The 14,398-nt window shown below is 65.2% G+C and carries 15 protein-coding genes, 2 tRNA genes and 3 pseudogenes; 9 read left to right on the top strand and 11 right to left on the bottom strand.

Going from position 1 to position 14,398, the window contains the following annotated elements; all coding sequences use genetic code 11:
• Positions 1-2: 2 nt before the first annotated feature.
• A pseudogene (locus G6N54_RS19855) lies at positions 3-1,883 on the bottom strand (alkyl/aryl-sulfatase).
• Between the two features lie 168 nt (positions 1,884-2,051).
• Between G6N54_RS19855 and G6N54_RS19850 the strand changes: the two are divergent.
• A complete protein-coding gene (locus tag G6N54_RS19850) occupies positions 2,052-2,528 on the top strand; it encodes a lipoprotein LpqH (RefSeq protein WP_163791559.1) in 477 nt (158 codons plus the stop codon).
• Here the strand turns inward: G6N54_RS19850 and G6N54_RS19845 are convergent.
• From G6N54_RS19845 to G6N54_RS19830, 5 genes are all read right to left on the bottom strand, one after another.
• Positions 2,521-4,038 (bottom strand): sensor histidine kinase, encoded by a 1,518-nt coding sequence (locus tag G6N54_RS19845; protein WP_197939544.1) that lies wholly within the window; start codon positions 4,036-4,038, stop codon positions 2,521-2,523. The genes G6N54_RS19850 and G6N54_RS19845 overlap by 8 nt on opposite strands.
• Positions 4,016-4,720 (bottom strand): two-component system response regulator TcrX, encoded by a 705-nt coding sequence (gene tcrX / locus G6N54_RS19840; protein WP_163791557.1) that lies wholly within the window; start codon positions 4,718-4,720, stop codon positions 4,016-4,018. The genes G6N54_RS19845 and tcrX overlap by 23 nt, the downstream gene beginning before the upstream one ends.
• 112 nt (positions 4,721-4,832) lie before the next feature.
• Positions 4,833-4,988, bottom strand: a complete 156-nt coding sequence (locus G6N54_RS29590) for a DUF6131 family protein (RefSeq protein WP_170313066.1) — start codon at positions 4,986-4,988, stop codon at positions 4,833-4,835.
• 11 nt (positions 4,989-4,999) lie between these two features.
• Positions 5,000-5,236, bottom strand: a complete 237-nt coding sequence (locus tag G6N54_RS30685) for a hypothetical protein (protein WP_163791556.1) — start codon at positions 5,234-5,236, stop codon at positions 5,000-5,002.
• Positions 5,237-5,418: 182 nt separating this feature from the next.
• Positions 5,419-5,832, bottom strand: a complete 414-nt coding sequence (locus tag G6N54_RS19830) for a MarR family winged helix-turn-helix transcriptional regulator (RefSeq protein ID WP_163791555.1) — start codon at positions 5,830-5,832, stop codon at positions 5,419-5,421.
• On the opposite strand from G6N54_RS19830, the gene G6N54_RS19825 reads away from it, so the two are divergent.
• Positions 5,822-6,124, top strand: coding sequence for a hypothetical protein (locus tag G6N54_RS19825; protein ID WP_163791554.1), 303 nt, complete (start codon positions 5,822-5,824; stop codon positions 6,122-6,124). The genes G6N54_RS19830 and G6N54_RS19825 overlap by 11 nt on opposite strands.
• Here G6N54_RS19825 and G6N54_RS19820 read toward each other — a convergent pair.
• Positions 6,121-7,062, bottom strand: a pseudogene (locus G6N54_RS19820) (class I SAM-dependent methyltransferase). The gene G6N54_RS19825 and the pseudogene G6N54_RS19820 overlap by 4 nt on opposite strands.
• Positions 7,063-7,188: 126 nt before the next feature.
• Here G6N54_RS19820 and G6N54_RS19815 point away from each other — a divergent pair.
• The 4 genes from G6N54_RS19815 to G6N54_RS19800 all read left to right on the top strand — a co-directional run bounded on the left by G6N54_RS19815 (position 7,189) and on the right by G6N54_RS19800 (position 9,325).
• Positions 7,189-7,536, top strand: a complete 348-nt coding sequence (locus G6N54_RS19815) for a nuclear transport factor 2 family protein (protein WP_163791553.1) — start codon at positions 7,189-7,191, stop codon at positions 7,534-7,536.
• Between the two features lie 62 nt (positions 7,537-7,598).
• Complete coding sequence (locus G6N54_RS19810; protein WP_232073804.1) at positions 7,599-8,594, top strand: phosphotransferase family protein; 996 nt, start codon at positions 7,599-7,601, stop codon at positions 8,592-8,594.
• An 11-nt stretch (positions 8,595-8,605) separates the two neighbouring features.
• A complete protein-coding gene (locus G6N54_RS19805; protein WP_163791551.1) occupies positions 8,606-9,085 on the top strand; it encodes a hypothetical protein in 480 nt (159 codons plus the stop codon).
• Positions 9,086-9,106: 21 nt separating this feature from the next.
• The gene (locus tag G6N54_RS19800) at positions 9,107-9,325 is read left to right on the top strand and encodes a hypothetical protein (protein WP_163791550.1); all 219 of its coding nucleotides are present in this window, start codon (positions 9,107-9,109) and stop codon (positions 9,323-9,325) included.
• A 298-nt stretch (positions 9,326-9,623) separates the two neighbouring features.
• Here G6N54_RS19800 and G6N54_RS19795 read toward each other — a convergent pair.
• Together G6N54_RS19795 and G6N54_RS19790 are read right to left on the bottom strand one after the other, a co-directional pair.
• A tRNA-Arg gene (locus tag G6N54_RS19795) sits at positions 9,624-9,696 on the bottom strand.
• Positions 9,697-9,730: 34 nt separating this feature from the next.
• Positions 9,731-9,819, bottom strand: a tRNA-Ser gene (locus G6N54_RS19790).
• Between the two features lie 89 nt (positions 9,820-9,908).
• Between G6N54_RS19790 and G6N54_RS19785 the strand changes: the two genes are divergently transcribed.
• Positions 9,909-10,982, top strand: a complete 1,074-nt coding sequence (locus G6N54_RS19785) for a pyridoxal phosphate-dependent aminotransferase (protein WP_163791549.1) — start codon at positions 9,909-9,911, stop codon at positions 10,980-10,982.
• On the top strand, positions 10,979-11,437 hold the full coding sequence (locus G6N54_RS19780; RefSeq protein ID WP_163791548.1) for a DUF4334 domain-containing protein: 459 nt from the start codon (positions 10,979-10,981) through the stop codon (positions 11,435-11,437). Before G6N54_RS19785 ends, G6N54_RS19780 begins: the two co-directional genes overlap by 4 nt.
• A 65-nt stretch (positions 11,438-11,502) precedes the next feature.
• Here G6N54_RS19780 and G6N54_RS19775 read toward each other — a convergent pair.
• A pseudogene (locus tag G6N54_RS19775) lies at positions 11,503-12,760 on the bottom strand (IS30 family transposase).
• A gap of 128 nt (positions 12,761-12,888) precedes the next feature.
• On the opposite strand from G6N54_RS19775, the gene G6N54_RS19770 reads away from it, so the two are divergent.
• The gene (locus G6N54_RS19770) at positions 12,889-13,791 is read left to right on the top strand and encodes a LysR family transcriptional regulator (RefSeq protein WP_163791547.1); all 903 of its coding nucleotides are present in this window, start codon (positions 12,889-12,891) and stop codon (positions 13,789-13,791) included.
• Position 13,792: 1 nt separating this feature from the next.
• Here G6N54_RS19770 and G6N54_RS19765 read toward each other — a convergent pair whose 3' ends face one another.
• Positions 13,793-14,377, bottom strand: coding sequence for a TIGR03086 family metal-binding protein (locus G6N54_RS19765; protein ID WP_179969095.1), 585 nt, complete (start codon positions 14,375-14,377; stop codon positions 13,793-13,795).
• Positions 14,378-14,398: the final 21 nt, after the last annotated feature.

The following is a 14,398-nucleotide window of genomic DNA, read 5'->3' as shown; positions in this document are numbered from 1 at the left end:
CGCTACGGCGTGACGATGTTGAACCTCGGGTCCGGCTTGTCGAGCACATTCAGCAGCGACTGCAGTGCCGACCGGTCGCCCGAGATGTCGAGCCCCGCCGAGGTGACATCACCCATCGCCACCGCCAACAGGCGAGACTTGCTGTCCAGCTTGACCGTAACGTCCGCCGTCGCGGGGTTGGCGCCGACGTTGCGGTAGACGAGCACGCCGTTGCGCAGGGCTAGTCGATAGTTGGTGGCCAGGTCGGCGAAGGTGATGTCGATGGCCAGGTCGAGGTCCCAACTGCGCGGTCCGTTGACACTGATGGCGAGGCTGTCGAAGATCTGCTCCGGGGTCAGTTGACTCAGCATCGACGTCGAGGTGGCCGTGGTGGCGGTGCCGAAGTTGCCGTCGCGCAATTCGGTTGCGCCGCTGATGAAGAAGTTGCGCCAGGTGGCGTTCTCGGCGCCGTAGCCCAGTTGCTCCAGCGTGTCCGCGTACAGTGTACGAGCAGCGGGGTGATCGCTGTCGGTGAAGATCGCGTGGTCAAGCAGCGTCGCGGCCCAGCGGAAGTCGCCCGCTTCGAAAGCCGTCTGGGCAAGCTCGACGACGCGGTCGATCCCGCCCATCGCATCGACGTAGCGGGGCGCGAGGGCCTCGGGGGGATGCGGCCAGAGCCGGCCCGGGTTGCCGTCGAACCAACCCATGTAGCGCTGGTAGACGGCCTTGACATTGTGGCTGACCGATCCCTAGTAGCCGCGGGTATGCCATGCCCGATCCAAAGCCGGTGGCATCTGGAACATTTCGGCGATCTCGACACCGTTGTAACCCTGATTGAGCAGGCGAAGCGTCTGGTCGTGCAGGTACGAATAGAGGTCACGTTGCAGCGACAAGAACTCGACGATGGCTTCCTGTCCCCAGGTCGGCCAGTGATGCGAGGCGAACACCACGTCGGCCCGACCGGCGAAGGTGTCGATGGCCTCGGTGAGATAGCCGGACCAAGCGTGTGGGTCGCGGACCAGTGCCCCGCGCAGGGTGAGCAGGTTGTGCAGATTGTGAGTGGCGTTCTCGGCCATGCACAACGCGCGGAAACGTGGGAAATAGAAATGCATTTCGGCGGGAGCCTCGGTGCCAGGCGCCATCTGGAACTCGATCTCCACGCCATCGATCGTGTGCGTCTCACCGGTCTCCCGGATGTCGATGGTCGGCACGATGATGGCGACCTCACCCGTCGACGGGGATTGACCGAGCCCGCAGCCGACCTGTCCCCGGGGTCCGCGTTCCAACAATGTGCCGTACATGTAGGTCGCCCGGCGGGTCATTGCGGGACCGGCGTAGACGTTCTCCTGTACCGCGTGCGCGGTGAAACCTTCCGGGGCCAGCACGGCCACCGCCCCGGCGTCCATGTCGGCCTGCGAGGTCACGCCCAGCACGCCACCGAAATGGTCGACGTGGCTGTGGGTATAGATCACCGCGACGACCGGGCGGTCCGCGCCGCGATGGGCGCGGTAGAGATTCAGCGCCGCGGCGGCCACCTCGGTGGACACCAGCGGGTCGATCACGATGATCCCGGTGTCGCCCTCGACGAACGTGATGTTGGAGATGTCGAAGCCGCGGACCTGATAGATGCCCGGCACCACTTCGTACAGGCCTTGTTTGGCGTTCAGCCCCGATTGGCGCCACAGGCTGGGGTGTACCGACGTCGGCGCGGGACCCTCGAGGAAGGCGTAGACGTCGTTGTCCCACACCACACGGCCATCGGCAGCCTTGATGACACAGGGCGACAAGGAGGCGATGAATCCACGATCAGCATTGTCGAAATCCGTTGTGTCGTCCCAGGGCAGGGCATGTTCACGATGCGCCGATTCGATGGCTGAGGTGGGGGGCTTGTGGTCCACCGGCAATACATTGCCATTAACCCACCCTTGCCCGAAAGGACGTCTTGAGAGCAGCCGGGTTAACCCAGACGTAACAATTTCGGTGAACCTCTTTTATGCGGCCCGGCAAACGCGGCATACTGCGTTGGCGGCCCTCAATGTCGAGGTCCGAAACGATCGGGCAAAGGAGAACAGGTGAAGCGTGAACTGACGGTCGCGGTAGCCGGAGTAGCGATTCTGGTCGCCGGCATTTCTGGCTGTTCGAGCGACAAGAAAAGTTCGAGTGGGTCCTCGTCGGGCGCGAGCACTTCGGCCAGCTCCAGCGGGGGCGGTGGCACCAAGGTGATCATCGACGGCAAGGACCAGAACGTCAGCGGCTCGGTCGTGTGCACAACCGTAGGCGGCACCGTCAACATCGCGATCGGCGGGGCCGCGACCGGCATCGCCGCGGTGCTCAGCGACGGCAACCCGCCGACCGTGACGTCGGTTGGGCTGGGCAATGTCAACGGCGTGACGCTGGCGTACGCGTCGGCCGGCGGCGGAGGCAATGCCTCGGCAACCAAGAACGGCAACAGCTACAAGATCACCGGGACCGCCACGGGCGTGGACATGGCCAACCCCACGCAACCGGTGAACAAGCCCTTCGAGATCGACGTCACCTGCACTAGCTAGGCGAGGCTGCGGGCGGTTGCCACCCATTGAGTGGCAACCGCACCGTGAACTCGGTATGACCGGGCGAGCTGTTGACGCTGATCGTTCCGTTGTGCGCTTTGACGACGGCGGAGACGATCGCCAGTCCCAGCCCGGTGCTGCCGCCCTTGCGGGAGCGCGAGGTATCGCCGCGAGCAAACCGCTCGAACACCTCCGACTGCAGCTCCGCCGGAATACCGGGGCCATTGTCGACCACCTGCAGCACGCTATGTGCCGGCTCGGTGCTCAGCCGCGTCGTGACGACAGTCCCCGAGCCGGTGTGAATTCGCGCGTTGGCCAGAAGATTGGTCAGCACCTGATGCAGCCGTGCCGCGTCGCCGACGACGATCACCGGCTCCTCGGGCAGGTCGAGCTCCCACTGATGGTCGGGTCCCGCGACATGCGCGTCGCTGACTGCGTCGACCGCCACCCGCGACAGGTCAACCGGTTCGCGTTCCAGGGGGCGGCCCGAGTCCAGGCGGGCCAGCAGCAGGAGGTCCTCGACAAGCCGCGTGATCCGCTCGGTCTCCGACGCGACGCGGCTCATCGCGTGTGCCACCGCTTCTCGATCGTCGCCCATCCGTTGAGTGAGTTCGGTGTAGCCGCGGATCGCCGCCAGCGGCGTGCGCAGCTCGTGACTAGCGTCGGCGACGAACTGCCGGACCCGGGTCTCGCTGGCCTGCCGTGCCGACAGCGCGGCCGCGATGTGGTCGAGCATCCGGTTCAACGCCGACCCCAGTTGGCCCACCTCGGTGGAGGGGTTGGCGTCGGATTCGGGAACCCGCACCGGCAGCTCGACCTCCCCGCGGTCCAACGGCAGATTCGACACCCTGCGCGCGGTTTGAGCGACGCGACGCAGCGGCGCGAGTGCTCGTCTGATGATCACCATCCCGGCGATCGTCGCCGCGGCCAATGCGATTACCGTGACGATTCCGAAGATCACCGCCATCTGGATCAGGGTGGCGTCGACGTCGTCCATCGACAGTCCGGTGACGATCACGTCGCCACCGCGCCGGCTCGGGGCCGCCACGACGCGGTAGCGCCCGAGGCCGTCGAGATCCAGGGTCACCGGCTTGCGGCTGCCGGAGATCGCCGCGAGTTGGTTCTGTGCCTTGTCGGTCAGCGCGGCCCGGGATCCGATGCTGGTCAGGTAGCCGGCGTCGACCGTCTTGCCGTCGCTGACCACCGCGGCGACCATGCCCGCCGGCTGCCCGGGAGCGTCGAGGAACCGCGGGCCGGGGCCCGGCCGCGGGTTGAAGCCGTGGTCGTGACGCCACCCGGGACGATTCGGTTCGGGGTACATCAGCGCCGAGCGGCGCGAAGTCCCGCCCAGCTGGCCGTCGAGCTGACGCACCAAGTGGCGGTTCAGCGAAAGTTCAGTCGCCGCAGTGATCCCCACGCAGACGAGGGCGAGCACAATGACCTGCCCAACCAGGAGCCGGAGCCGAAGCGACCAGACTCGCCGTGCCCTAGCTGGCAGGCTTGAGGACATAACCCGCACCGCGCAGCGTGTGGATCATCGGTTCGCGGCCGTTGTCGATCTTCTTGCGCAAGTACGAGATATACAGCTCGACGATGTTGGACCGACCGCCGAAGTCATAACTCCAGACCCGATCGAGAATCTGCGCCTTGCTCAGCACCCGCTTGGAATTGCGCATCATGAACCGCAGCAGCTCAAACTCGGTGGAGGTCAACGACACCGGCTCGCCGGCGCGGGTGACTTCGTGGCTGTCCTCGTCCAGCACCAAGTCGCCGACCACGAGCTGCGCGCCGCTGTCCACCGTCGTAACGCCGGTGCGCCGCAACAACGCGCGCAATCGCAGTACAACCTCTTCGATGCTGAACGGCTTGGTGACATAGTCGTCGCCACCCGCGGTCAAACCCGCGATGCGATCTTCGACCGCATCCTTGGCCGTCAACAGCAGCACCGGCAACTGCGGATTCTCTTCGCGCAGTTTGTGTAAGACCTCGAGACCGCTCATGTCGGGCAACATCACGTCAAGGACGACCACGTCGGGACGCTGGGCACGGGCTGAGGCGATTGCCGATGATCCGTCACCGGCGGTCGCGATATTCCAGCCCTCGTACCGCAACGCCATCGACACCATTTCGGCCAAGACGGATTCGTCGTCCACGACCAGCACGTTGATTGGATTGCCGTCCGCACGGCACATGACAACGCGCTCCACGGAAGTTCGAGGCTGCGTCACATGTTCCAGTATCCGCGCCCGACTGGGCCGACGCTATGACATTCCTTTGTGTGCCCTGTGAAACCGCAGGCTGTACCTAGTACCAGTACCGCCTGCCACCCACCGGCCGGCCAACCGAGCCGAGGACCCACATGACGGCGCCGATGACGATCAGGACAATGCCGATCGTCCACAGCAAAGGAATTGCGAACAGGTATCCGAGGATGAGTAGGACCACGCCCAAGACGATCATGACGACTTCCTTTACGTGAGGGACTCTAAATGGCCAGACATTGAACTAGGTTGCGGGACATGGCAATCCTTGACCTTGGGGTTGACACCCCCGTAGTTCAACGGCCCCGCGATCACAGTCAGTGCAATGTTTCCCGCTGTGACACAATCCGTTTGCCCAGTTTTGAAGTAGTCGCGTTGCCACGCCGCGAAGACTCCAACGATCAGCCAAATCAAGACGATCGCGCCGATTATTCCGCGACCACGCATCGTGACCTCCGTTGTGTCCGAGAAAATTTTCCCGTCGCGTAGCGATACCCATTGGACTCATGTCTAAACATGGTCGCGGCAAACTTTTGGGGCGCTATGCTGGTGGGCCACTACGTGGTGGCCGCCGTGATGCTCGACGTCGCAGGTTGCGAGGTGGAGCCCGCGTTCGCCCTGCGGCGACCTTAGCGCTCAAGCATTTTCGCCAACAGCTCGGCGAGCCGCTTCTGGTCGGCGGCGTTGAGCCGGCCGGTGATGGGCTCCATCAGCTCACCGATCTCGGCGATGATCCGCACCTCGAGTCGCCGCGCCTGCGCGATGAGGCTGACCCGCACCGAACGGCCGTCGACGGCGTCGGTGGTCTTGCGCACCAGCCCGCGTTGGACCGCGCGGTCGATGAGGCCACTGACGGTAGAGCGTTCCAGCCCCAGATACGTGGCCAGTTCGGCCATCGCGGGTTCGCGATCGCGCAGTATCCCGAGGACCCGTAGCTGAGTCAGGGACAGATCATGTTCGGCGGCAACGCGATTCAGCACTGCGGTCACTGCGAACGACACCTGAACGAGGGGTCCGATCACGGCCGAGGTGATGGCCGGCATAGCCACGCACCGCACCGACCGCGGTAAGCCACTTGCCTGGATCGAAATCGGTTCGGTCGCGGGTCCTTCGGACGAGATCTTCTCCGCGGCACTGCGCGCCGTGCGCCTGCAGATCGTCGGCAGCGGACAAGGTTCAGTCCCGACCCGCGACATTCTGGCCGAGCTGCCCGCCATCGCGACCGAAATCAGCAGCGGTGCTTTCGAATTCGATGCCCGAACCGTGCCACTCGCCGACGTCGAAGCCGCATGGAACGACACCGGCACCGATCAGCGAATCGTCATCACGCCCTAGTGCCGGCGTTGCGCGGACACATAGAGAGTGGGCGGCATGGCGTCGTCAGCCCCTTCTGGCACCGTGCGGTGATAGCGCGCCATCAGCTCCGGGAAGGTTGCCGCCGCCACGTCCCAGCCGCGCTCACGCAGCCATTCGTCGACCGGAGTGCGCTCTTCGGGATACCAGAGGTCCTCGACATCGGTGATCTCGGCGTCGACCACCTCGGCGACCGCGGCGCGCATGCGCTTCATGTCTTCGCGCTGGCGCTCCACCCGATCGGGGTCGTTGGATCCTTGACTTGGCACGTTAGACGCAAGCCAACTGCCCGGCGCGCTGAGCGAATGGATGCGCTCGAACAACAGGTCCTGCGCCTGCGCCGGCAAGTAGCGTACCAAGCCCTCCGCCGACCACACGGTCGGTTTCGCAGGGTTGAAGCCCTAGTCCTGCAACGCTTTTGGCCAGTCCTGCCGAAGATCGATCGGTATGGTCACCAGCTGCGCGGTGGGATCCGCGCCGTGGTCTCGTAGCGTGGCGGTCTTGAAGTCGAGCACCTTGGGCTGGTCGAGTTCGTACACCACGGTGCCGTCGGGCCACGGCAGCCGCCACGAGCGAGCGTCCAGACCCGACGCGAGGATCACCACCTGGCGCACGCCCGCGTCGGCCGCGCCGAGAAAGAACTCGTCGAAGAACGCGGTCCGGGTCGCCATGAAGTCGACCATCAGCTGTGTCTGTGTGCGCACCTCGGGTTCGATTTCGACCGCCTTGGCCAACAACGCGGGATCGGCGTAGATGCTCCACATCCCCGCCCCCGCGGCGTCGACGAAGACACGCGCGAACGGGTCGTTGATGAGCGGATTCTCGCTCTCGGTTTCCGCGGCGCGGGCCGCCGCGACCCCCAGAGCGGTGGACCCCACGCTCTGCGTGATGTCCCAGGAATCGTTGTCGGTGCGCGGCATCGCCAGTCCTCTCCACCTTGATAGTCGGTTGCGTTCACTATTCTTTCAGCCCCCGACGCCTCTTGGCACGTGCGAAGGCTGACTTACGCTGTCTTCACAGAGGTCCCACAGATAAGGAGTGCCGCGATGACACGCACGCCCGAAGAGGTGTTCGCCCACCACGGGCAGGCACTCGGTGCGGGCGATCTCGACGAGATCGTCGCCGACTACGCCGACGATTCCGTGCTGATCAGCCGCGCCGGAATCGCACACGGCAAAGACGGTATCCGCAACGTCTTCGCCACCCTGCTCGCCGACCTGCCGGATGCGGCGTGGGACCTCAAGACCCAATTCTTCGTCGGCGATGTCTTGTTCCTCGAGTGGGCTGCCGATTCGGCGCTCAACCGGGTTGATGACGGCGTCGACACCTTCGTCTTCCGCGACGGCATGATCCGCGCGCAGACCGTGCGGTACACACCGAAACCCAAGGGCTGAACACTCGCAGAGTAGGTTCCTACCACGTGGAGCACGTGGACTTGAACGCCGTCGCGGAATGGATGTCGCAGCAGGGGCTGGGCGAAGGGCCGCTGCAAGAGGTTTCGGCCGTCACGGGGGGAACCCAGAACGTGATGCTGCGGTTCGCCAGATCCGGCCGGCCTTATGTGCTGCGGCGCGGGCCACGGCACCTGCGTCCCCGCAGTAACAGCGTGATTCTGCGCGAAACCAAAGTCCTTGCGGCGCTGGCTGGTTCTGATGTGCCACACCCACACCTGATCGCGGCCTGCGACGACACCAGCGTGCTTGGCGACGCCGTCTTCTACCTGATGGACCCGGTGGACGGATTCAACGCCGGAGAGGGGCTGCCGCCGCTGCATGCCGACGATGCCGGCGTGCGCCACGGCATGGGCCTGTCGATGGCAGACGCACTGGCGAAGCTGGGTGCCGTCGACCACGTCGCGGCGGGACTCTCGGACTTCGGCAAGCCGGAGGGTTTCCTGGAGCGCCAGGTGCCGCGCTGGCTTTCGGAGCTGGATTCCTACGGCGAGTACGACGGCTACCCCGGACCCGACATCCCGGGCATCGAGGAAGTGTCGTCCTGGCTGGAACGCCATCGGCCGGCGACCTGGAGACCTTGCATCATGCACGGCGATTATCACGCCGCCAACGTGATGTTCTCCCGCACCGGCCCTGACGTCGTCGCGATCGTGGACTGGGAGATGTGCACGATCGGCGACCCGTTGCTGGATCTGGGCTGGCTGCTGGCCACCTGGCGCCAGCCGGACGGTTCCAGCGTGTTCAGCCATGCCCTCGGCGGTCAGGATGGGTTGGCCAGCACCGACGAACTGTTCGAGCGCTACGCCGCGAACACCACCCGCGACCTGTCGGACATCACCTGGTACACCGTGCTGGCCTGCTTCAAGCTGGGCATCGTCATCGAGGGCACCCTGGCCCGCGCGTATGCCGGCAAAGCCGATATGGCAATCGGCGATCAACTACACGCGGCCACGGTTCATCTGTTCGAGCGCGCGCTGACCCAGATCGGCAACGGCTAGCATCTTCTGACGTGCCTCCTTCCCCCGAGGAACCCGACTACTACTCCGAGCCGACAATGGCGGCGGGCTACGGCGGCGGTTATGACCCCGCGCCCGAGCCGGAGCCCCCGACACCGTGGTACCGACGCCCGCTGGCGCTGGTCGGCGCGGGCGCGATTGGCGCGATCGTGCTCGGGTTGGCGATCTACGCGATCGTCACGCTGGTGAGCGGATCGCCGACCCCAAGTCCGACGACCACGACGACGCCCACACCGTCCCCCACGCCGACCGTGACCACCACGGCCCCGCAGCACACCCGGCATCATCCACCGGGCGGTGGCGGCCCGACCGAGACGGTGACCGAAAGGCCGCCTCCGCCGAGCACCGACACTCCGACGACGACGGTGCCGCCAAGCACCAGCACCGTCACGCTGTCGCCGAGCACGGAGACCAGCACGGTTACCCAGACGGTGACCGTGCCGACGCGCCGGCCGTTCGAGCCCCGCCCATAGCGGGCCGGTAGGGTCGGGAGCATGAGTCGGCTCGAGCGCGGCCTGGCGCGATTGCGGGACATGCGCTTTGACCTGTACGAACAGCCCTTGCGGCAGGTGAGCGTGGAGCTCAAGATCGTGTTCGTCGCGATCCACCTGCCGATCGCCGGGGGTAAGACGCTGAAAATCCCCATGATCGCCACGGTGGGGCCGATGCCAGGCAAGTCGAAGGACGACGAGCACCCCGACAGCGACTCCTAGCCAGCCGCTAACGCGCTGGGAAACAACGGATTACAGCATCATCGCTGGCGCGCGACCGAGGCAAGGTCAAATCCCCAACGCCACGGCTCGAGGCGCTGCAGGGAAGACGGCACTTGAGTTCTTTCAGCCGGCAAAGCGGTGGCGGCAGCGCCCGCGGCAGCCTCACCGGGCCTGGCCGGAACCGCCGGAACCTCCGGGATCCAGGCGCCTCTCAACGTGGAGGGGACGCTGGAATGGGCTCCCGGCGCTGAGATAGCAGTGGCGGCCGGCTAACGGCATCGCCCGAATTCGCAGTGAGCGCGCCCGAAGGGATTCGAACCCCTAACCTTCTGATCCGTAGTCAGATGCTCTATCCGTTGAGCTACGGGCGCCGGTACTTCAGTTGTGTCCCCGAAAGGACTTCAGCGGAGGCGAGAGGATTTGAACCTCCGGTCCCCTTTGAGGGGGACAACTCATTAGCAGTGAGCCCCATTCGGCCGCTCTGGCACGCCTCCCTTGGACTTCATGAGGGTACCCGACGCGTCGCGGGCGTCCCTGAACCGCCGGAGGCATAGCGTACACAGCGGGGACATATGCTGTCGAAGTGACTGCCCGCCTACGGCCGGAGCTGGCCGGGCTGCCAGTTTATGTTCCTGGTAAGTCGGTGCCGGGTTCGATGAAACTGGCCAGCAACGAGACGGTGTTCGGCCCGCTGCCCAGTGTCCGCGCCGCGATCGAGCACGCGACCGACATCGTCAACCGCTATCCCGATAACGGCTGCGTACAGCTCAAGGCGGCACTGGCTAAGCATCTCGGTTCGGGTTTCGAACAAGAGCACATCGCCGTCGGGGCCGGCTCGGTCAGCCTGTGCCAGCAGCTGGTCCAGATCACCGCCTCGGCCGGCGACGAGGTGGTCTTCGGATGGCGCAGCTTCGAGCTCTACCCGCCGCTGGTTCAGGTCGCCGGCGCGACCGCCGTCAAAGTGCCACTGACCGACCACACCTTCGACCTCTACGCGATGCTCGCCGCGATCACCGAACACACCCGGCTGATCTTCGTCTGCAACCCCAACAACCCGACCTCGACCGTCGTCGACCCGGACGCGCTGACCCGCTTCGTCGAGGCCGTTCCACCGCACATCGTGGTCGCGATCGACGAGGCCTACGTCGAATACATCCGTGACGGCATGCTGCCCGACAGCCTGGGCCTGGTCCGCGCCCGCCGCAACGTCGTTGTGCTGCGCACCTTTTCGAAGGCGTACGGCCTGGCGGGCCTGCGGGTCGGTTACGCGGTCGGCCACCCCGAAGTGATCACCGCGCTCGACCAGGTGTTCGTGCCGTTCTCGGTGACGAACGTCTCGCAGGCAGCCGCGATCGCGTCGCTCGACGCTGCCGACGAGTTGCTGGCCCGCACCGACGCCCTGGTCGCCGACCGCGTTCGGGTGAGCGATGAGCTTCGGGCCGCCGGATACACCTTGCCGCCGTCGCAGTCGAACTTCGTCTGGTTGCCGTTGGGTTCGCGCACCCGAGATTTCGTCACGCGTGCGGCCGACGCGGGAATCGTGGTTCGCCCGTACGGCGACGACGGGGTCCGCGTCTCAATCGGTGCGCCGGAAGAAAACGATGCGCTGCTGGCTTTCGCCCGCGACTGGATCACCGATCTGGAGGTTGACGAATGAGTCTGGCCCGCAAGCACTTCAACGAGTTCAAGAAGCGCAGCGACATCGCCGATGCCGAGCTCGACGACTACTGGGCGTCCCTGGAGCCGGCGACGATCGAGGGCATGGTCGGCGAGTGGAAGGGCGGCGAGTTCCGCACCGGCCACATGATGAACGGCCAGCTGGAGAAGGTCGGCTGGTTCGGCAAAACCTTCACCTCAGCAAGCGACGTGCAGCCGCTGGTCTGCCTCGACGCCGACGGGAACAAGTTCTCCAACAAGAAGATGGGCAAGGGCGAGGCGAGCCTCTGGTTGGAGGAATTCCGCGGCGAGGTCACCGCCACCATGGTTTACGACGGGCAGCCCGTGCACGACCACTTCAAGAAGATCGACGACGACGCCGTGATGGGCATCATGAACGGCAAGGGCGTGCTGGATAACGGCCGCTACTACTACTTTTACCTCGAGCGGGTGTAGCCAGCGCTTGAGTGTGCGCACACGGCGTTGCGTGTGCGCGTATGGCGGCGACACGCCGGGTGGATTCAAGGTTTGGTTGCAACAGTTGTGTCTGTCGGGGTGGACAGTAGCTTGTTGAGGCGGTTGGTGGGGTTGTCCCAGTTGAAGCGTTTTCGGGGTCGTCCGTTGAGTTCGTCGGCGACGTAGGCGAGGTGTTCGGCGTCGTGCACCGAAAGGTCGGTGCCCTTTGGAAAGTATTGCCGTAGTAGGCCGTTGGTGTTCTCATTGCTACCGCGCTGCCAGGGTGAGTGGGGATCGCAGAAGTAAACCTCGATGCCGGTGTCGATGCTGATGCGGGCGTGGTGGGCCATTTCGTGGCGTTGGTCCCAGGTCACGGTGCGGCGCAAGGTGGCGGGCAGGTCTTTGACCGCGGCGATCATGGCCTCGGCGACGGCCTCGGCGCTACGGGTATGGGGTAGGTGCAGCAGTCGGACATATCCGGTGGAACGTTCAACCAGCGTGCCGATTTGAGAGGCCTGGTCCTTGCCGATGATCAGGTCTCCTTCCCAATGGCCTGGCACGGCGCGGTCGTTAGCTTCGGCGGGCCGCTCACTGATGTTGACCATGCCTTGGATACGGCCGCGGCCGTCACCGGCGCAGGCCCGTCGGCGCGGTTTACGCAACGCGCGCCCGGTGCGCAGGCATGTCCTCAGTTCCCGGCGCAGTTCTCCGCGCCCTTGCACGTAAAGCGCCTGGTAGATGGTTTCGTGGGACACCTGCATCTCCGGGCGGTCAGGATAGGTCGCGGTCAATACCCCGGCGATCTGTTCGGGGCTGTACTTGTTGACCAACAACGCTTGCACCTCGGCCCGCAATTGCTCACAGCGGCCCAACTTGCCGGTCTTGGGTCGACGCGCCCGTTGCTCGCTGCGCCGCTGAGCGATGCGCGCCGAGTAGCCCGACTTCGCGTCCCAACCGGCCCGGCGGGCTGAACCGATACCGGGCGCGATAACGGCCCACATGCCCTCGCATGACACCGTTGTGGGCAATCTCGCGCATGATCGTCGACGGCGCCCGGCCCAACCGGCGCGCCATCGAACGGATCGACTCACCGTGCGCGGTGCCGATCATGATCTGTTCACGCTCATCCGCCGACAGCCGCGGCCGTCGCTGTCCTTGAGGCTTTGACCATCGTGGATTCACACCACCAAACCTGCGAAACCACTTGCTACCGCACGTCGCCGACACGCCGACCGCCACCCCGGCATCCTCCGAGGACCATCCCGCAGCGATCAAATCCCAATACCGCCGCTGCACCACCAACAACTGAGGCTGACCCGTCATCAACACCCCTAACTACGAAGTGTTGCAACCACCCCTTGAACTCAAGGGCAGATTTGCCGCCCTGAGCGCACACTCGACGGCTATTCCGCCGCCTGCTATTCGCGATGTGAATCGCTAGCATCACACACATGCGCACCACGCATATCGATCAAGTGGATCTGAACCTGCTACCGGCGTTGGCGGCCCTGCTGGAGGAACAACACGTCTCGCGTGCCGCCGACCGGGTGCGGTTGAGCCAGCCGGCGATGAGCCGCGCCCTGCAGCGGCTGCGGCGACACTTCGGCGACGAGCTGCTGGTGCGCGGACCGGACGGCTATTCCCTGACCCCGCGTCCCGAGCGTCTGCACGACCAACTCACCACCGCCGTAACACATTTGGAGCAACTGTTTGCGAACGAGACGTTCGACCCGGCCACGGCCGCGCAGTCGTTTCGCCTAGCCCTCAGCGACTACACCGTCGCCACGTTCGGCCCCGAACTGGTGCGCACGGTCCTGGCCGAATCACCCAATTCGACGGTGAGTTGCGAAGTTCTCGACGAGCACGCCTTTGACAAGCTCGACGCAGGGACGCTGGACCTGGCGATCTACGGCCGGGTCGCACCCGAAAGATATTGCAGTCAACTTCTTTTCAACGATCGCTTCGTCTGCGTTGTCGCCGCCGAGCACCCGCTCGCCGACCAAGCATCCGTCCCGCTATCGACGTATCTACGGTGGCCGCACTTGGCCATCGACATCGGCCGGCCATGGATCGACCGGGCGCTCGAGGCACTCGGCGGCAAGCGGCGGGTGGCCGTCAGCATGCCGTATTTCGCGCTGGCGCCAAGCATCTTGCCGGGCACCGACCTCGTGCTGACCCTTCCGGCTCGGGTTGCGCACAAGAACGCGGACCCTGCGCAGACCCGCATCCTGCCAGCGCCTCGCGAGTTGACTGAGCTCGAGTTCTACGCCGTGTGGCACCCGCGCTTCGATCAGGATCCCTCGCACAGCTGGTTGCGAGAGGTGGTCCGCACCGCGGCTGAATCGACCGTCTGAGTTATCGGGCCGGGTCGCGACCGGTGAACGCGACGAGCTGATCCAGCGCGCTCGCATCCGCGGGCACCTCGACCGGGTCGTCGAACCCGGCGGCGCCGCGGAATTCCGGCCTGATGGTCTTATGCGCCAGGTCCAGCACGTACTCGGCCAGCGGCTCCGGGGCGTCGACATCGCGGCCCACCGCGACGGCGTAATCCCAAGCGTGGACTAGGAATTCGATCGAGAAGATGCCGCACGCAGATTTGGCCGGCATCTCGGTTTTGCCGAACGGGACGCTGCCGTCTAGGCCGCGGTGGTGCCACGCGTCCAAGGCCGGGCGGGCCGCGCACACGATCTGGCGTTCCACCGAGTCGCCGGGTTCGCGCTCGGGGAACTCCGCGCCCGCCATGCCGCCAATGCCGCTGATCGATTTCAGCAGGTGCTCGGTCAACTTGGCCACGTCGAATTCGGTGCATGGAGTCTGCCGAGACATGTCTTCGCTGGCGATCGTGTGCACAACATGCTGCAGCACCCCGAGGGTGTCTTCGGCGCCTTGCAGCTCGTCGGCCGGTGGCGAATCTGGTCCGGGTCGCAAATCACGAGGCATATTTGCCACGCTACGGTCTCG

The sequence above is a fragment of the Mycobacterium stomatepiae genome (assembly GCF_010731715.1).
Lineage (GTDB): Bacteria > Actinomycetota > Actinomycetes > Mycobacteriales > Mycobacteriaceae > Mycobacterium > Mycobacterium stomatepiae.
The sequence above is the reverse complement of the archived record's forward strand: the minus strand, read 5'-3'. Positions and strand labels throughout refer to the sequence as shown.

Bases quoted from the DNA above. Each gene is read 5' to 3' on its own strand.
- G6N54_RS30685 (WP_163791556.1), bottom strand. From the start codon at position 5,236: ATGCGTGGTCGCGGAATAATCGGCGCGATCGTCTTGATTTGGCTGATC.
- G6N54_RS19845 (WP_197939544.1), bottom strand. From the start codon at position 4,038: ATGTCCTCAAGCCTGCCAGCTAGGGCACGGCGAGTCTGGTCGCTTCGG.
- G6N54_RS29590 (WP_170313066.1), bottom strand. From the start codon at position 4,988: ATGATCGTCTTGGGCGTGGTCCTACTCATCCTCGGATACCTGTTCGCA.
- G6N54_RS19830 (WP_163791555.1), bottom strand. From the start codon at position 5,832: ATGCCGGCCATCACCTCGGCCGTGATCGGACCCCTCGTTCAGGTGTCG.
- G6N54_RS19815 (WP_163791553.1), top strand. From the start codon at position 7,189: ATGACACGCACGCCCGAAGAGGTGTTCGCCCACCACGGGCAGGCACTC.
- G6N54_RS19770 (WP_163791547.1), top strand. From the start codon at position 12,889: ATGCGCACCACGCATATCGATCAAGTGGATCTGAACCTGCTACCGGCG.
- G6N54_RS19780 (WP_163791548.1), top strand. From the start codon at position 10,979: ATGAGTCTGGCCCGCAAGCACTTCAACGAGTTCAAGAAGCGCAGCGAC.
- G6N54_RS19825 (WP_163791554.1), top strand. From the start codon at position 5,822: ATGGCCGGCATAGCCACGCACCGCACCGACCGCGGTAAGCCACTTGCC.
- tcrX (WP_163791557.1), bottom strand. From the start codon at position 4,720: ATGTGCCGTGCGGACGGCAATCCAATCAACGTGCTGGTCGTGGACGAC.
- G6N54_RS19800 (WP_163791550.1), top strand. From the start codon at position 9,107: ATGAGTCGGCTCGAGCGCGGCCTGGCGCGATTGCGGGACATGCGCTTT.
- G6N54_RS19810 (WP_232073804.1), top strand. From the start codon at position 7,599: ATGTCGCAGCAGGGGCTGGGCGAAGGGCCGCTGCAAGAGGTTTCGGCC.
- G6N54_RS19765 (WP_179969095.1), bottom strand. From the start codon at position 14,377: ATGCCTCGTGATTTGCGACCCGGACCAGATTCGCCACCGGCCGACGAG.